Below are 15930 nucleotides of genomic sequence, written 5' to 3' on the forward strand. Positions count from 1 at the left end.
GTGCCTCTAGCTCAGGCGGCGCGCAGCTTGCGCTCGCGGCGAATCACCTCGGAGGCGAGTTGCAGATAGGCCTGGCTGCCCGAGCACTTCAGGTCGTAAAGGATCGCCGGCTTGCCGTAGGACGGCGCCTCGGAAACGCGCACATTGCGCGGAATGATCGTCTCATAGACCTTGTCGCCCATATGGGTGCGCACATCCTGCACCACCTGGTTGGCGAGGTTGTTGCGCCCGTCATACATGGTGAGCACGATGCCCTGGATGGTGAGATCCGGATTGATCGTATTGCGCACCTGCTCGACCGTCTCCAGCAACTGGCTGAGGCCTTCGAGGGCGAAGAACTCGCATTGCAGCGGAACTAGAACGGAATCGGCCGCCGCCATTGAATTCAAAGTCAAAAGATTGAGCGAGGGCGGGCAGTCGATAAGCACATAGCCGAAAGGCGCCGAACGCTCGGCAGCGGCGCGCAGCGCGTTGCGCAGCTTGAGCACCCGGTCCGGCGCCGAGGCGATCTCCATCTCGATGCCGAGCAGATCGAGCGTTGAGGGAATGATCGACAGTCCAGGCACCGCGGTCGGCACCGCGGCGGCTTCCAGCTCGAGTTCGCCGGTCAGCACGTCGTAGGACGACGTGGTGCGGTCCTTGCGGTCGATGCCGAGGCCGGTGCTGGCATTGCCCTGCGGATCGAGGTCGACGATCAGCACGCGCTCGCCGATGGCTGCCAATGCCGTGGCCAGATTGATGGCAGTCGTCGTCTTGCCGACGCCGCCTTTCTGGTTGGCAACTGTAATGATACGCGGTGCTGTGCTCATGGGCCTGTGCCAGTAATTCATTTGCTTGTCGCCGGGCGCAATTCGGTGATTTCGAGGATGACGCCTTGGGCGTCGGTCACACTCGAATGTTCTACCAGATCGAAGCTCCAGCGGTGAGTGCTTTCTTCCACTTCGGCCCGGTAATCCCGGCCTTTATGGAAGAGCGCGCGCGCCCCTTTGGTAAGCCACGGCGCCGCCAGATCGAGCAAATCCGGCAGCGCGGCCAGCGCCCGTGCCGTGACGATTTCCGGTTTGGAAACAAGCGCATAGCTGTCGTCGATGCGCTTGGCCACGACGCGCGCCGGCAAATCGAACTGACCGATGACGGATTGCAGGAACGACGCTTTCTTGCGGTTGCTTTCGACCAGATCGATCGACGCTCCGGGACGCTCGACAAGCAGGAAGCCAAGCACCAAGCCGGGAAAGCCGCCGCCTGAGCCGAGGTCGACCCAGCGCATTGCCGCGGGGGCGATTCGGGCGAGTTGGGCGCTGTCGAGGACGTGGCGGCGCCAGACGTCATCCAGCGTCGACGGCGCCGCCAGATTGATACTGCGGTTCCATTTCAGGAACAATTGTTCGAAGGCCTGCAGGCGCTCGAATGTTTCACGTGAAACTGGACCCGCCGCCTTTTGCAGGTCATCCCAGGCGCTCACGCCACGTCCCTTCGAGCTGCGTGCTCGGCATTCCGGACATGCGCGACGATGATCGCCAGCGCGGCCGGCGTCATGCCCTCCATGCGCTGCGCGTCGGCAATCGAACGCGGCTGGCGCAGCTTCATCTTCTGCTTCAGCTCGTTGGAAAGCCCGGGCACATCCGAGAAGTCGATCGCCTCAGGGATAAGCCGCGATTCTTCATGCCTGATCTGCGCCACGTCGGCCTGCTGGCGATCGAGGTAGACGGAATATTTCGCTTCCGTTTCAAGCCGCTCAGCCGTCTTAGCATCGAGTTCGGCAAACCTCGGCTCGACGCGGGTCAGCCAAGCCATATCGACGCCAGGATGCGCCAGCAAGTCATAGGCCGAGCGGCGCACCCCGTCCTTGTTGATTTCCAGCCCATGCCGCGCCGCTTCGTTTGGCGTCCAGGTGACAGACTTTGCCAGCGCACGGGCTTCGTCGAGCTTCCGCGCCATCTCGCCGAATCGCAGCGACCGCGCCGATGAAGCGAGGCCGAGCTTACTGGCCAGCGGGGTCAGCCGCTCGTCGGCGTTGTCGGCGCGCAACGACAGACGGAACTCGGCGCGCGAGGTGAACATGCGATAGGGCTCGGCGATGCCGCGGCTGGTCAGGTCGTCGACCATCACGCCGATATAGCCTTCGGTGCGGCTGAGCACGAATTCGTCATCGCCCGCCGCCTTGCGCGCGGCATTGATGCCGGCAAGCAAGCCTTGCGCGCCGGCCTCTTCATAGCCGGTCGTGCCGTTGATTTGCCCGGCCAGGAACAAGCCTTCGACGCGCTTGGTCTCCAGCGTCGTCTTCAATTCGCGCGGATCGACATGGTCGTACTCGATGGCATACCCCGGCTGCAGCATCATCGCCTTTTCCAGCCCGGGGATGGTCTTCAGGATGTTGGCCTGGACATCCTCCGGCAGTGAGGTCGAGATGCCGTTCGGATAGACGGTGTCGTCGTCGAGGCCTTCCGGCTCGAGGAAGATCTGGTGGCCTTCACGGTCGCCGAACTTGACGATCTTGTCCTCGATCGACGGGCAGTAACGCGGGCCGACACCTTCGATCGAGCCGGAATACATGGCCGAGCGACCGAGATTGGCGCGGATCAGATCATGCGTTGCCGGCATGGTCCGGGTGATGCCGCAATGGATCTGCGGATTGATGATCCGGTCGGTCATCAGCGAGAACGGCACCGGATCCTCGTCCGCAGCCTGGCTTTCCAGCGAAGCCCAGTCGATGCTGCGACCATCGAGGCGAGGGGGCGTTCCCGTCTTCAGGCGTCCGAGCTTGAAACCCGCGCGCGCCATCGTCGCAGAGAGGCCCATGCTCGCCTGCTCGTTCATGCGGCCGGCGACGATCTTCTTCTCGCCGATATGGATCAGGCCGCGCAGGAAGGTGCCGGTGGTCAGCACGACGGCGCCGCAGGCAAGGCGACGGTCGCCTGAAACCAGCACCGCCACCACGCGCCCGTCATCAATTTCGAGATCGAGAACCTCACCCTCGACGACATCGAGATTGTTCTGCTGCCGAATCGCTTCCTGCATGGCAAGCCGATACAGCTTGCGGTCGGCCTGGGTGCGCGGCCCGCGCACGGCCGGGCCCTTGCGGCGATTGAGCAGGCGGAACTGGATGCCGCCGGCATCGGCGATGCGTCCCATCAACCCGTCCATGGCGTCGATCTCGCGCACCAGATGACCCTTGCCGAGACCGCCGATGGCCGGATTGCAGGACATGACGCCGATCGTGTCGAAGCGCAGCGTCACCAGCGCCGTCCTGGCACCGGCGCGCGCGGCCGCGCTTGCAGCCTCGCATCCGGCATGGCCGCCGCCCACCACCACCACATCATAGTGATTGGTCATTATCCAAGTATCCGGTTTCAGAGATTGCCTGACACATGTCCCCACGGTACCTTCCTGTCAAGGACGAACAGCCGGCTCGTTTCACGTGAAACATACGTTGCTCCTTCCGTCGGGTGTTTCACGTGAGTCACTCGGGCTGGCAGTCTATGTTTCACGTGAATCACTTACCGATGCAGAACTGCGAGAAGATGACGTCGAGCAGATCCTCGACGTCCACCGCGCCAATGATGCGGCCAAGACGATCGGCCGCGAGGCGCAAGTCTTCGGCTCGCAATTCCTGACTTTGCCCTGACAGTGCTGCCTTCAGGAAATCACGCGTCTCGTTAAGCAGCTCTACATGGCGCAGTCTCGACGGCAGAACATCGCCTGCGCCGCCAGCCGCCGCAGCCGCGCGGGCTCCGATCTCGTTGAGGAGGCGCTCCAGCCCGATGCCTTCCTTGGTAGAGATCACCAGGTCGTAGTCGCTACCGGCGCCGGCACGAGCGATATCGTACTTCGTCCCGATCCTCAGGAGCGGAATGCCGTTTGGAACATCGCTCACGGCCACCGGCTCGGCCATGTCCTCCAGGAGCAGCACCAGGTCCGTCGCGCCCGCTTTGGCCCGCGCCCGCTCGATGCCGATGGATTCGACCTTGCCCGTGGCGTCGCGCAGGCCGGCGGTGTCGACGATGCGAACCTTCAGCCCGTTGAGATCCATCGCCACCTCGAGCAGGTCGCGCGTCGTGCCTGGTTCGTCGGTGACGATGGCCGCTTCGCGCCTGGCCAATGCGTTGAACAGGCTGGACTTGCCGGCATTCGGCGCACCGAGAATGACGACCTCGAACCCATCGCGGATGATTTCCGCCGCCTTGAACCCTTCGATATGCCGCTCGATCTCGCCGATCATCGCCGCCACGTCAGACCAGACCGCCTCCGAAACGGAGCCGGGCACGTCGTCCTCATCGGCGAAGTCGATCTCCGCCTCGATCATCGCCCGCGCATGGATCAGCCGGCGGCGCCAGCCCGAATAGAGCTCGCTCTGCGCACCTTCCGCATTGCTCAGAGCGAAGCGGCGCTGCGCCTCGGTCTCGGCATTCACCAGATCGGCAAGTGCTTCTGTCTCCACCAGATCCAGCCTGCCATTGAGAAAAGCGCGTCTTGTGAATTCGCCAGGCTCCGCATGCCTCACACCTTCAAAGCCGGTGATGGTCTCCAGCAATTTGGCCGCGACGGCGCGGCTGCCATGCACCTGGAACTCGGCGACATCCTCGCCGGTGAAGCTGCCGGGGCCTGGAAAGAACAGAACAAGGCCATGATCGATCACCGAGCCATCCGCCGCCTTGAGCCTACGCAACGTGGTGAATCGATCCTTAACGGCGCCGGCAATTGTTTCGATCACGAATCGAGTCTTCGGGCCGGAAATTCGGATGACGGCAATTCCGGCGGGCAGGCGGCCGCTCGACAGCGCTACGATCGAATCCTTCGAAACCATTGGGGAAACCATTGCCCGACCTGCCGAACCGCCCTAGCGTTTGCTCACATCAAACCACAATGCCGAGCCGCTCATCGTGACCTTGCCCGCGCGAAACCTGCTTGCCGAAGAGGCCAGCCCCTATCTGCAGCAGCACAGCGACAATCCCGTGCATTGGCGGGGATGGTCGCCTGCCGCCCTTGCAGAAGCGAAGGAACTGGGCCGGCCGATCCTGCTCTCCATCGGCTACGCCGCCTGCCACTGGTGCCATGTCATGGCGCATGAAAGCTTCGAGAACGACGCCGTCGCGGCCGTCATGAACCGGCTCTACGTGAATATCAAGGTCGATCGCGAGGAGCGGCCGGACATCGATCAGATCTATATGGCAGCACTTCACGCCATGGGCGAGCAGGGGGGCTGGCCGCTGACCATGTTCCTGACACCCGACGGCAAGCCTTTCTGGGGCGGCACCTATTTTCCGCGCGAGGCGCGTTATGGCAGGCCGGGTTTCATCCAGGTGCTGGAAGCGGTCGACAAAGCCTGGCGCGACAAGCAGCAAAGCCTTGCCGAAAGCGCCGACGGCCTGACCAGCCATGTCGAGCAGCGGCTTGCCGGCGCAAAGGGCAGAGCGGTGCTCGACCGCGATGCGCTGGCCGATCTGGCCGCGCGTATCGACGGCATGATCGATCGCGATCTCGGCGGCTTGCGGGGCGCGCCGAAATTTCCCAATGCGCCCTTCATGCACGCCCTGTGGCTGTCCTGGCTGCGCGACGGCCAGACCGCGCATCGCGACGCTGTGCTCACCAGCCTCGAAAAAATGCTCGCCGGCGGCATCTACGACCATATCGGCGGCGGCCTCAGCCGCTATTCCACCGACGCCGAATGGCTGGTGCCGCATTTCGAAAAGATGCTCTACGACAACGCCCAGCTGATCCGCCTGGGCAACTGGGCCTACGCGGCCACGGGCGATAACTTGTTCCGGATGCGAATCGAAGAAACCGTCACCTGGCTGCTGCGCGAAATGCTGGTCGATGGCGGCGCCTTCGCCGCCAGCCTCGATGCCGACAGCGACGGCGAGGAGGGGCTTTTTTATACGTGGGGCCACGACGAAATCGAAAGCGCGCTCGGCGACAACGCCAAGGCCTTCTTCCGGCATTTCGAGCTCGCCGCGCCGCATGGCTGGGAAGGCAAGCCGATCATCCGCCAGAGCGAGGCGCAGCAACGCGAAGGCATTGTCGATCATGTCCAGCTTGCACCGCTGAAAGCGAAATTGTTGGCAATCCGGGAAAAGCGGGTCAGGCCTGGCCGCGACGGCAAGGCGCTGACCGACTGGAACGGCCTGATGATCGCGGCGCTCGTCGAGGCCGGCCGTGCACTCGCCAGGCGCGACTGGGTTGACGCCGCCGCAAAGGCCTTCGCCCATATTGTCGGGGCCAGCCAGGATGGCCGCCTGCCGCATTCCATGCTCGGCGCGAAGAAGCTTTTCCCCGCGCTGTCGAGCGACTACGCCGCCATGACCAACGCCGCGATCGCGCTGTTCGAGGCGACGGGCGATCCGGCCTATTCCGATCACGCCAGGCAGTTCATCGGCGAGCTCGACCGCTGGCACCTGGATAGCGAAAAGACCGGCTATTGGCTGACGGCCGCGGACAGCGGCGACGTCCCCATCCGCATCCGCGGCGATGTCGACGAGGCGATCCCCTCTGCCACCAGCCAGATCGTCGAGGCGCTGGTGCGGCTTTCCTCGCTTACTGGCGACCTCGATCTCTGGGAAAAAGCCTGGACGACCGCCGAGCATGCCATGGGCCGCGCGTCACAGCAGGCCTATGGCCAGGCCGGCATCGTCAACGCCTGCGCGCTGGCGCTCGAACCGCTGAAGCTGGTCATCATAGACAAGCCGAAGTCCTCAAGCCTCGTCCCGGTCGCGAATCGAAATCCCGACCCACGCCGGGTCGATATCGTCGTGCCGATCGGCACGGATGCGAATCGACCGTTGTTGCCCGGCGGCGTGCTGCCGGCCACCGACAAGCCAGGCGCATGGTTCTGCACCGGGCAGGTGTGTCTGCCGGCGGTGAGGGATGCGGGCGAGTTGGAGAAGCTGCTTCGGCGAGGTGACCGAGGCGCCATCGCCCAACAATGAGCGCTGGCGCTGCCCCTCATCTAGCTGCCGCCATCTTCTCCCCGTGAACGGGGAGAAGGGACTTGTCGCCGCGATTTCGCCAAACCCCCAGCGCTGCACGGAGGGAGCCGGCGTTGCGGCCAGCCTCTTTCTCTCCGTTTACGGGGAAAAATGCCCGACAGGGCCATGAGGAGCGGCGCTGACCTTTGTCATTGTCGTCCGGCGATCGCGCGGTAACGCTGAAAGCAAGAAGGGCGGAAAGTTTCCGCCCTTCCTAGCCAATCACGTATTCATCGAATCGAAGAAGTCGGCGTTGGTCTTGGTCTGCTTGAGCTTGTCGATGAGGAACTCGATCGCGTCGGTCGTGCCCATCGGCGCCAGGATGCGGCGCAGCACGAAGATCTTCTGCAGGTCCGCACGCGGCACCAGCAGGTCTTCCTTGCGGGTGCCAGACTTGAGGATGTCCATCGCCGGGTAGATGCGCTTGTCCGCCACCTTGCGGTCGAGCTGGATTTCGCAGTTACCGGTGCCCTTGAACTCTTCGAAGATCACTTCGTCCATGCGGCTGCCGGTGTCGATCAGCGCGGTGGCGATGATGGTCAGCGAGCCGCCTTCCTCAATGTTGCGGGCTGCGCCGAAGAAGCGCTTCGGGCGCTGCAGCGCGTTGGCGTCGACACCGCCGGTCAGCACCTTGCCGGATGACGGCACTACGGTGTTGTAGGCGCGGCCGAGGCGGGTGATCGAATCCAGCAGAATGACCACGTCGCGGCCATGCTCGACCAGGCGCTTGGCCTTCTCGATGACCATTTCAGCGACCTGCACGTGACGCGCCGCCGGCTCGTCGAAGGTCGAGGAGATCACCTCGCCCTTAACCGAGCGCTGCATGTCGGTCACTTCCTCCGGACGCTCGTCGATCAAAAGCACGATCAGATAGCATTCCGGATGGTTGGCGGTGATCGAGTGGGCAATGTTCTGCATCAGAACCGTCTTGCCGGTGCGCGGCTGCGCGTTGATCAGCGCGCGCTGGCCCTTGCCGATCGGCGCGACCAGGTCGATCACGCGCGGCGAGATGTCCTTCGAGGTCGGATTGTCGACTTCCATCTTCAGCCGCTTGGTCGGATAGAGCGGCGTCAGATTGTCGAAGTGGATTTTGTGACGGATCTTTTCGGGATCGTCGAAATTGATGGTGTTGACCTTGAGCAGCGCGAAATAGCGCTCGCCCTCTTTCGGGCTGCGGATCGGCCCTTCGACCGTATCGCCGGTCTTGAGCGAGAAGCGCCTGATCTGCGAGGGCGAGATATAGATGTCGTCGGGACCCGGCAGGTAGTTGGCGTTGGCCGAGCGCAGGAAGCCGAAACCGTCCTGCAGCACTTCGACCACACCGTCGCCGATGATTTCGATGTCCTGGGCGGCGAGCTTCTTCAGGATTGCGAACATCAGCTCCTGCTTGCGCATGACGCTGGCGTTCTCCACCTCGAGCGATTCGGCATAAGCGATCAGCTCTGGCGGCTTCTTGTTCTTGAACTCTGTGAGTTTCATTTCTTGCATTAGGATAGACTCTGGGTAGGCTTTGGGGAGAAAATCGGCTGAATACGACAAATGCCGGGCGCGGCCGAAAGCGAGAAAAGGGGCGGCGCATGACGGGAAGGAAGACCCGTCTTGTATCGTCGGTCGTCTGAAAGAGCAAGCCGCCTTTTGCTGGGCCTTCTTGCTGGATCGGGAGGAAACTTAGAACGGCTTCACGATGACCAGGATGACGATGGCGATCATCAGCAATGTGGGGATCTCGTTGACGATCCGCCAGTGTCTCGCCGGTTTTTCATTCTTGTCCTCGGCGAATTTCCTGACCGCGCCGGCCAGATAGCCATGCAGTCCCGACAGGACGAGCACCAGGGCGATCTTGCCGTGCAGCCAGCCGCCGTGGAATGCAAAGCCTTTCCAGGCCAGCCAAAGGCCAAACACCCAGGTCACGATCATCGCCGGATTGATTATCCCCCGCAGCAGCCGGCGTTCCATCACCTTGAAGGTCTCGGACTGCACCGAGCCCCTTTCTGCGTCGACGTGATAGACGAAGAGCCGCGGCAGATAGAGCATGCCCGCCATCCAGGCGATGACGGCGATCACATGGATCGCCTTGGCCCAGAGATAGAAACCGTCGCCCGCCACGAAATAGAGCAGCGCGGTCGCCACCACGAGAACGACGATGCCGATCGCCATGCGCTTCATCGCCTGGCCAGTGCTGTTCCCACTGCTCGCGCTGTTCTCATTGGCTGCATTGCTCATCGCTGGCTCCTCACCATTTTCACCATCGCCTCGACATGCGCCACCGGCGTTTCCGGCGTGATGCCGTGGCCGAGATTGAAGATCAGCGGCCCGCTACCCAGGGTCCTCAGGATAGAATCGACGCCGTCGGCCAGCGCCTTGCCGCCGGCGACCAGGCGCAGCGGATCGAGATTGCCTTGCACCGCGCCGTCGCGCTGCAGCTCCCTTGCCATCGACAAAGGCACGGTCCAGTCCAGCCCGAGACCGGTGATGCCGGTCTTTGCCCGATAATCGCGATAACGCTCGCCGGCGCCTTTCGGAAAGCCGATCACCGGCACATCGGGATGCACCGCCTTCACCTGCCGGACGATCTCGGCGACCGGCTCGACGCAGAATGCCTCGAAGGATGGTTCGTCCAACACGCCCGACCAGGAATCGAAAATCTGCACCACGTCGGCGCCGGCTTCGATCTGACGGATGAGATAGGCGGCCGAGTGATCGGCCAGTGCCTTCAAAAGCCGCCCGAAGGCCTCGGGCTCGCGATAGGCGAAAAGCCGCGCCGGCCCCTGGTCCGGCGTGCCGTGGCCGGCAATCATATAGGTCGCCACCGTCCAAGGCGCGCCGCAGAAGCCGATCAGCGTCGTTTCGTCAGGCAGTTTCGCGCGCAGCCTGCGCACGGTCTCGTAGACCGGTTCGAGATTCACGTGAAACATATCGCCGTTCAACGCCGCGATCTCGGCCGCCGTGATCGGCTTCAGGATCGGCCCGCGGCCCTCTTCGAAGCGGACTTCGCGCCCCAAGGCATTAGGCACGACGAGAATGTCGGAAAACAGGATCGAGGCGTCGAAGCCGAACCGTTCGATCGGCTGCAGCGTCACTTCGACGGCAAGGTCCGGATCGTAGCAGAGATCGAGGAAGGACCCGGCCCGCTTCCTTGTCTCGCGATACTCCGGAAGATAGCGGCCGGCCTGCCGCATCATCCAGAGCGGCGGCGGTGAAACCGTCTCGCCCTTGAGGACGTCCAGCATCATCCGTTTCCCAGCCATTCAGCGCTGCCCTCTCCAATCCTCTTAAATCAAATATCTATTTTAAAAGAGTCTTCTGATTCTAAGAGTCTGTTGGTTGTGATGGTTGCGACCTGTCCAGCCTGCGGGCCGAAAAGGCCAGTCAGCATATTGTCGCGTACTCGCTTTCGCAATTTGGAGGGATCTGGGGACGGCGCGGATTCCGGCTTTGGAGTCAAACGCTTGGCTTTCCGGCCTCGAACTCCGTGCTGTGGATGAAACCGGCCAAGAAAAGTTGATCCCCAGTTTTGTCCCCAGCGCCGCGACAAAGCCTACAGCGCGGCGAATTGTGGACAACCAGCCATCTGATACACTCGCTTTTTGACCCGAGGCCTTCCCATCCCGCCTTGTCCACAATTGCCCACAGCCTGGACCCATCCCCTGTGAACAAACCTCAGAGCTTCTTCCACCTGCACCTGATCTCCGACGCCACCGGCGAAACGCTGCTGGCGGCCGGCCGTGCGGCGTCCGCGCAATACAAGGACGCGCGCGCCATCGAGCATATCTATCCGCTGATCCGCACCGAAAAGCAGGTCGCCAAGGTCTTCGAGGACATCGAGGAAGAGCCTGGCATCATCCTCTATACGGTGGTCGACCAGAAGCTCGCGCGCTCGATCGACGAGCGCTGCGCCGCCATGGGCCTGCCTTGCGTCTCCGTGCTGGAGCCGGTGCTTGCCGTCTTCCAATCCTATCTCGGCACGCCGGCCGGCCGCCGCGTCGGCGCGCAACATGTGCTCGATGCCGAATATTTCCGTCGCATCGATGCGCTGAACTTCACCATGGAGCATGATGACGGCCAGCTGCCGGCCAATATGGACGATGCCGATATCGTGCTGATCGGCATATCGCGCACCTCGAAGACGCCGACCAGCATCTATCTCGCCAATCGCGGCCACAAGACCGCCAACATCCCGATCGTCCTCGGCGTGCCGCTGCCCGAAAGCCTGATCGCCGCAAGCAAACCGCTGGTCGTCGGCCTCATAGCCACGGCCGAGCGCATCTCGCATGTCCGGCAAAACCGCATCCTCGGCAATACCAGCAGCTTCGTACCCAACGACTATATCGACCGCGCCGCGATCAACGAGGAGCTCGCCTATGCGCGCCAGCTCTGCACACGGCACGGCTGGCCGATGATCGACGTCAGCCGCCGCTCCATCGAGGAAACGGCCGCCGCCATCGTTGCCCTGCGGAGCAAGAACAGATAACCCATTGCCCCGATCAACCGGGACGCGATGGGCGAAACATCATGGCCGAGAAAATCATCCTCGCTTCGGGCAGTCCGTACCGCAAGGCGATGCTCGTCGATGCCGGCCTCGATATCGAAGCGGTGCCGGCCGATGTCGACGAACGCGCCCTCGAGGCTCCGCTGAAGGATGTCGCGCCGGAGGATGTCGCCTCGATCCTAGCCGAGGCCAAGGCGACCGAGGTCAGCGAGCGCAAGTCCGGCGCCCTGGTGCTCGGCTGCGACCAGACCCTGTCGCTCGGCGACGAGGTCTTTCACAAGCCCGCCGACATGGAAGGCGCGCGCCGTCATCTGCTCGCGCTCTCCGGCACGACGCATCAATTGAACAGCGCCGCCGTGCTTTGCCGCGACGGCGAAGTGCTGTGGCGCCATGTCGGCATCGCCAGTCTCACCATGCGCAAGCTCGATCCCGCCTTCATCGGCCGGCATCTGGCGCGTGTCGGCGCCAAGGCGCTGTCCAGCGTCGGCGCCTACCAGATCGAAGGCGAAGGCATCCAGCTGTTCGAGAAGATCGAGGGCGACTATTTCACCATCGTCGGCCTGCCGCTGCTGCCGGTGCTGAAAGAGCTGCGCGACCTGGGAGCAATCGATGGCTGACAAAAAGGCCTTTGTCACCGGGCACCCGATCGCGCATTCGCGCTCGCCCAAGATCCATGGCCATTGGCTGGCGAAATACGGCATCGACGGCAGTTACCAGGCGCTCGACGTGCGGCCGGAAGATCTTGCCGCCTTCCTGGGATCGCTCGAGCAAAGCGGTCTCAGCGGCGGCAATGTCACCATTCCGCACAAGGAAGCCGCCTTCGCCCTGGTCGAGCGCCGCGACGAAGCGGCGGAAGTGATCGGCGCGGTCAACACGCTCTGGCTGGAAGACGGCGTACTCTGGGGCGGCAACACGGACGGCCTCGGCTTCGCCGGCAATCTCGACCAATATGCGCCGGGCTGGGCGGCAAACGGTCCGACCGTGGTGCTGGGCGCCGGCGGTGCCTCGCGCGCCGTCATCCATGCGCTGAAAGAGCGCGGCGTGACGGATATCCGCATCGTCAACCGCACGCTGCCGAGGGCGCGCGAGCTCGCCGACCGTTTCGGCGCTGGTGTTTCCGCGCATAGCGCGGAGGCCGTGGGCGAGCTGCTGGCCGACGCCGGCCTGCTCGTCAACACCACCTCGCTCGGCATGCATGGCGATGCGACGCTCTCCGCCGATCCGGCCGGGCTGCCGGACCACGCCATCGTCACCGACATCGTCTATGTGCCGCTGGAGACGCCTCTGCTTGCCGCTGCCAGGGCGCGTGGTCTGAAGACGGTCGACGGTCTGGGCATGCTGCTGCATCAGGCCGCCCCCGGTTTCGAACGCTGGTTCGGCCGGAAGCCGGAAGTCACGCCCGAATTGCGGCGCATGATCGTCGCCGACATCGAAGGCCATTGACGGCATGATCGTGCTCGGCCTCACCGGATCGATCGGCATGGGCAAGTCGGCCACGGCCAAGATGTTCGCCGAGGCGGGCGTGCCGGTGCATGATTCCGACGAGACCGTGCATCGCCTTTATGCCGGCAAGGCCGTGCCATTGGTCGAAGCGGCTTTTCCAGGAACGACAGAAGCGGGCGTGGTCGATCGCGTAAAGCTTGGCCAGCATGTGCTCGCCGATCCGACCGCGCTGAAGAAGCTAGAAGCGATCGTGCACCCGCTGGTGCGCGCCGACGCCGACGCGTTCCTGGCCAGGCACCGCGCCGCCGGCGCGCCGATCGCCGTGCTCGACATCCCTCTGTTGTTCGAAACCGGCGGCCGCAACCGTGTCGACAAGGTCGTGGTCGTCACCGCCTCGCCCGACATCCAGCGCGCGCGTGTGCTCGCCAGGCCGGGCATGAGCGAGGCGAAGTTCTTGTCGATCCTCGCCAAGCAGGTGCCCGACGCCGACAAGCGCCGCCAGGCCGATTTCATCATCGACACCGGGCTCGGCTTCGACGCCGCGCGACAGGCGGTCGGCGCGATCATCGCGGAACTGGGGGATAAGCAGGGCGCGTCTCGCTCCTGACGCTTGCCGTCAGCAGCGGGCATTGCCATTTCTTGCCGAAGCACGATGCTGGTCTCGTGCCAGGGACAACTGATTCGAATTCGAATGCGCGAGATCATCTTCGATACCGAAACCACCGGCCTCGATTTACGCGACGACCGCATCATCGAGCTCGGCGGCGTCGAGCTGGTCAACCGCTTCCCGACCGGCCGCACCTTCCACAAATTCATCAATCCGCAAGGCCGCGCCATCCATGCCGAGGCCCAGGCCGTGCACGGCATAAGCGCCGCCGATCTTGATGGTAAGCCAATATTCGCCGAAATCGTCGAGGAGTGGCTGGCCTTCACCGACGGCGCCAAGCTGATCGCCCACAACGCTACCTTCGACCTCGGCTTCCTCAACCTCGAATATAGCCGGCTCGACCAGCCGGCCATCGACCCCGGCCGCATCATAGACACGCTGGCGCTGGCGCGCCGCAAACATCCGATGGGGCCGAACTCGCTCGACGCGCTCTGCCGCCGCTACGGCATCGACAACACCCGCCGCACCAAGCACGGCGCGCTGCTCGACTCCGAGCTGCTGGCTGAAGTCTATATCGAGCTCATCGGCGGCAAGCAGGCGGCGCTGGTCCTGGAGGCCGTGGCGGTGCAGATGAACGGCGCCGGCGAGGTGGCCGATATCGACATCTCGATCGGCGCCAGGCCGATCGCCCTGCCGCCGCGTCTGAGCGAAGCCGACCGCGCCGCGCATGCCGGGCTGGTTTCGACGCTGGGTGAAAAGGCGTTGTGGCTGAAGGTGGCGGTGGGTTGAGCGCCTTTGGCGCGAACGTTGGAGATTAGCCGAACCGCTCATCCCGTCGTCATACTCGGGCTTGACCCGAGTATCCATGCCGTGACCTCTACCGCAGAGTGCAACGGTGCAGAATTCTGTAACCGCAGCAGCGCCTTAGCGTCCCGGCATGGATTCTAGGGTCTGCGCGCGTCGCTCCGCTCCTTGCTCCGCCCTAGAATGACAACCGCACAGAGGTCATCGCCAATCTCAGACGCCTCCGACAAAAAAAGCCCGGCGCGAAGCCGGGCTCTCGATGTGTAGCGGTGCGCCCTCTCAGCTTACCTGCGTCTTGCCTGCCGCCTGGTCCTCGGCGATGCGCTGCTGGAACATCTGCGCGAAATCGATCGGGTCGAGCATCAGCGGCGGGAAGCCGCCATTGCGGGTGGCGTCGGCGATGATCTGGCGCGCGAACGGGAACAAAAGCCGCGGGCATTCGATGAACAGGATCGGCAGCATGTGCTCCTGCGGGAAGCCCGAGATGGCGAAGACGCCGCCATAGACCAGCTCGACATTGAACAGCACTTCCTGGTCGAAGGAAGCCTTGGCGTTCAGCGTCAGGTTGACGTCGAACTGCTTGTCCGAAAGCGGGTTGGCATTGACGTTGACATTGATGGCGATGCCGGGAGCCTTGTCGCGGCCGCGCAGCGAGTTCGGAGCGCCGGGGCTTTCGAAGGACAGGTCCTTCACATACTGGGCAAGCACATTGAGCGAGGGCTGGTTCTGGGTGCCGTTGCCGTTGGCTGCGCCGGTCGCGGCGTCATCGTTGCTGGCCATGAGCCTTTGGTCCTTTTGCCTGGGCAGCACTGCTGACCGGATTGAAATCGCGGGTTCGCTACCATGCTCGGCCGGACAAAACAAGTTTTGCGGCCTTATCGGGCAAAAGGTCCAGGGCCGATGCATGTCGCCCAAAAAATACGCAGCCGTTTTGGGAAAACGACATGCATCAAAACAAAACTCAAAGCGCGTTGGCGCGAATCTGGTTCGACGCGCTTTAATCGTTTTTCAGCCGCCGCCACGGCGAATTGTGATCCGGCCGGTTCGGATAATCGTCGCGGGAATAGTCGCTGTCGTCGAGGTCGATGACAGTGTCGCGCCGGCGCGCCGAAAAGCCGCTGCTGAAGCTGGTCGCCATGACGATGCGGTTCTTGAGCAGGCGCCAGGCGAAGTCGCGCACCGGCGGCAACAGCAGAAGAATGGCGAAAATGTCGGTGATGAAGCCGGGGATGATCAGCAGGATCGCCGCCAGCACGATCATCGCGCCATGCGCGAGCTGGCGGCTGGGATCATGCCCGGCATCCATCTCGGCCCGCACCCGTGTCATGACGCCGAAACCCTGATGCCGCAGCAGCAGGCTGCCGGCGACGCTGGACAGGATGACAAGCCCGACCGTCGCCAAAGCGCCGATTTCGCGGCCCACGACCACGAATCCGGCGATCTCCAGCAGCGGCAGCAGGAGCAGGAACAGCGGGATGAACGAAACGCGCAAGTCTTGACCGATCGCTTTCTTCTTTTGCGGCCCGGCGGATAATCGCCACTGGCCTTGGCGCCCTTAGATAGGTATGGCTGCCTTTGATTTGAATGATTGCGCCTGCCGTTCTATATGCTTTGAGTGTTGAACG

At 63.3% G+C, this 15930-nt stretch carries 15 protein-coding genes; 6 read left to right on the plus strand and 9 right to left on the minus strand.

Going from position 1 to position 15930, the window contains the following annotated elements; all coding sequences use genetic code 11:
• Nucleotides 1-11: 11 nt before the first annotated feature.
• The 4 genes from DPM33_RS14435 to mnmE all read right to left on the minus strand — a co-directional run bounded on the left by DPM33_RS14435 (nt 12) and on the right by mnmE (nt 4804).
• Nucleotides 12-809 (minus strand): ParA family protein, encoded by a 798-nt coding sequence (locus tag DPM33_RS14435; protein WP_112098354.1) that lies wholly within the window; start codon nt 807-809, stop codon nt 12-14.
• A gap of 17 nt (nt 810-826) precedes the next feature.
• Complete coding sequence (gene rsmG, locus DPM33_RS14440; protein WP_112098114.1) at nt 827-1462, minus strand: 16S rRNA (guanine(527)-N(7))-methyltransferase RsmG; 636 nt, start codon at nt 1460-1462, stop codon at nt 827-829.
• A complete protein-coding gene (mnmG, locus tag DPM33_RS14445) occupies nt 1459-3333 on the minus strand; it encodes a tRNA uridine-5-carboxymethylaminomethyl(34) synthesis enzyme MnmG (protein ID WP_112098115.1) in 1875 nt (624 codons plus the stop codon). Before mnmG ends, rsmG begins: the two co-directional genes overlap by 4 nt.
• Nucleotides 3334-3493: 160 nt before the next feature.
• Nucleotides 3494-4804: a tRNA uridine-5-carboxymethylaminomethyl(34) synthesis GTPase MnmE gene (mnmE, locus tag DPM33_RS14450; RefSeq protein ID WP_112098116.1), complete on the minus strand. Its 1311-nt coding sequence runs from the start codon at nt 4802-4804 to the stop codon at nt 3494-3496.
• A 76-nt stretch (nt 4805-4880) separates the two neighbouring features.
• Between mnmE and DPM33_RS14455 the strand changes: the two genes are divergently transcribed.
• Nucleotides 4881-6923 carry a thioredoxin domain-containing protein gene (locus DPM33_RS14455; protein ID WP_112098355.1) on the plus strand — a complete coding sequence of 681 codons (2043 nt, stop codon included), beginning with the start codon at nt 4881-4883 and terminating at the stop codon, nt 6921-6923.
• 261 nt (nt 6924-7184) lie between these two features.
• Here DPM33_RS14455 and rho read toward each other — a convergent pair whose 3' ends face one another.
• From rho to hemE, 3 genes are all read right to left on the minus strand, one after another.
• On the minus strand, nt 7185-8450 hold the full coding sequence (gene rho, locus DPM33_RS14460) for a transcription termination factor Rho (RefSeq protein WP_112098117.1): 1266 nt from the start codon (nt 8448-8450) through the stop codon (nt 7185-7187).
• Nucleotides 8451-8630: 180 nt separating this feature from the next.
• A complete protein-coding gene (gene hemJ, locus DPM33_RS14465) occupies nt 8631-9185 on the minus strand; it encodes a protoporphyrinogen oxidase HemJ (protein WP_112098118.1) in 555 nt (184 codons plus the stop codon).
• Nucleotides 9182-10210: a uroporphyrinogen decarboxylase gene (gene hemE / locus DPM33_RS14470; RefSeq protein WP_112098119.1), complete on the minus strand. Its 1029-nt coding sequence runs from the start codon at nt 10208-10210 to the stop codon at nt 9182-9184. Before hemE ends, hemJ begins: the two co-directional genes overlap by 4 nt.
• 401 nt (nt 10211-10611) lie before the next feature.
• Here hemE and DPM33_RS14475 point away from each other — a divergent pair, with 401 nt between their 5' ends.
• From DPM33_RS14475 to dnaQ, 5 genes are all read left to right on the plus strand, one after another.
• Nucleotides 10612-11433, plus strand: a complete 822-nt coding sequence (locus DPM33_RS14475) for a pyruvate, water dikinase regulatory protein (RefSeq protein ID WP_112098120.1) — start codon at nt 10612-10614, stop codon at nt 11431-11433.
• 41 nt (nt 11434-11474) lie between these two features.
• The gene (locus DPM33_RS14480; RefSeq protein ID WP_112098121.1) at nt 11475-12068 is read left to right on the plus strand and encodes a Maf-like protein; all 594 of its coding nucleotides are present in this window, start codon (nt 11475-11477) and stop codon (nt 12066-12068) included.
• Nucleotides 12061-12894 carry a shikimate dehydrogenase gene (locus DPM33_RS14485; RefSeq protein ID WP_112098122.1) on the plus strand — a complete coding sequence of 278 codons (834 nt, stop codon included), beginning with the start codon at nt 12061-12063 and terminating at the stop codon, nt 12892-12894. Before DPM33_RS14480 ends, DPM33_RS14485 begins: the two co-directional genes overlap by 8 nt.
• A 4-nt stretch (nt 12895-12898) precedes the next feature.
• A complete protein-coding gene (gene coaE, locus DPM33_RS14490; protein ID WP_112098123.1) occupies nt 12899-13501 on the plus strand; it encodes a dephospho-CoA kinase in 603 nt (200 codons plus the stop codon).
• Nucleotides 13502-13585: 84 nt separating this feature from the next.
• The gene (dnaQ, locus tag DPM33_RS14495) at nt 13586-14290 is read left to right on the plus strand and encodes a DNA polymerase III subunit epsilon (protein ID WP_112098124.1); all 705 of its coding nucleotides are present in this window, start codon (nt 13586-13588) and stop codon (nt 14288-14290) included.
• Between the two features lie 294 nt (nt 14291-14584).
• On the opposite strand, the gene secB is transcribed toward dnaQ, so the two are convergent.
• Nucleotides 14585-15085 (minus strand): protein-export chaperone SecB, encoded by a 501-nt coding sequence (gene secB, locus DPM33_RS14500; protein WP_112098125.1) that lies wholly within the window; start codon nt 15083-15085, stop codon nt 14585-14587.
• 217 nt (nt 15086-15302) lie between these two features.
• A complete protein-coding gene (locus tag DPM33_RS14505) occupies nt 15303-15797 on the minus strand; it encodes an FxsA family protein (protein ID WP_112098126.1) in 495 nt (164 codons plus the stop codon).
• Nucleotides 15798-15930: the final 133 nt, after the last annotated feature.

This window comes from Mesorhizobium hawassense (genome assembly GCF_003289945.1).
GTDB classification, from domain to species: Bacteria; Pseudomonadota; Alphaproteobacteria; order Rhizobiales; family Rhizobiaceae; genus Mesorhizobium; species Mesorhizobium hawassense.

Coding starts and splice junctions, on each gene's coding strand:
- DPM33_RS14435 (WP_112098354.1), bottom strand. CDS start 809: ATGAGCACAGCACCGCGTATCATTACAGTTGCCAACCAGAAAGGCGGC.
- mnmG (WP_112098115.1), bottom strand. CDS start 3,333: ATGACCAATCACTATGATGTGGTGGTGGTGGGCGGCGGCCATGCCGGA.
- mnmE (WP_112098116.1), bottom strand. CDS start 4,804: ATGGTTTCGAAGGATTCGATCGTAGCGCTGTCGAGCGGCCGCCTGCCC.
- rho (WP_112098117.1), bottom strand. CDS start 8,450: ATGCAAGAAATGAAACTCACAGAGTTCAAGAACAAGAAGCCGCCAGAG.
- hemJ (WP_112098118.1), bottom strand. CDS start 9,185: ATGAGCAATGCAGCCAATGAGAACAGCGCGAGCAGTGGGAACAGCACT.
- hemE (WP_112098119.1), bottom strand. CDS start 10,210: ATGGCTGGGAAACGGATGATGCTGGACGTCCTCAAGGGCGAGACGGTT.
- DPM33_RS14480 (WP_112098121.1), top strand. CDS start 11,475: ATGGCCGAGAAAATCATCCTCGCTTCGGGCAGTCCGTACCGCAAGGCG.
- DPM33_RS14485 (WP_112098122.1), top strand. CDS start 12,061: ATGGCTGACAAAAAGGCCTTTGTCACCGGGCACCCGATCGCGCATTCG.
- coaE (WP_112098123.1), top strand. CDS start 12,899: ATGATCGTGCTCGGCCTCACCGGATCGATCGGCATGGGCAAGTCGGCC.
- dnaQ (WP_112098124.1), top strand. CDS start 13,586: ATGCGCGAGATCATCTTCGATACCGAAACCACCGGCCTCGATTTACGC.
- secB (WP_112098125.1), bottom strand. CDS start 15,085: ATGGCCAGCAACGATGACGCCGCGACCGGCGCAGCCAACGGCAACGGC.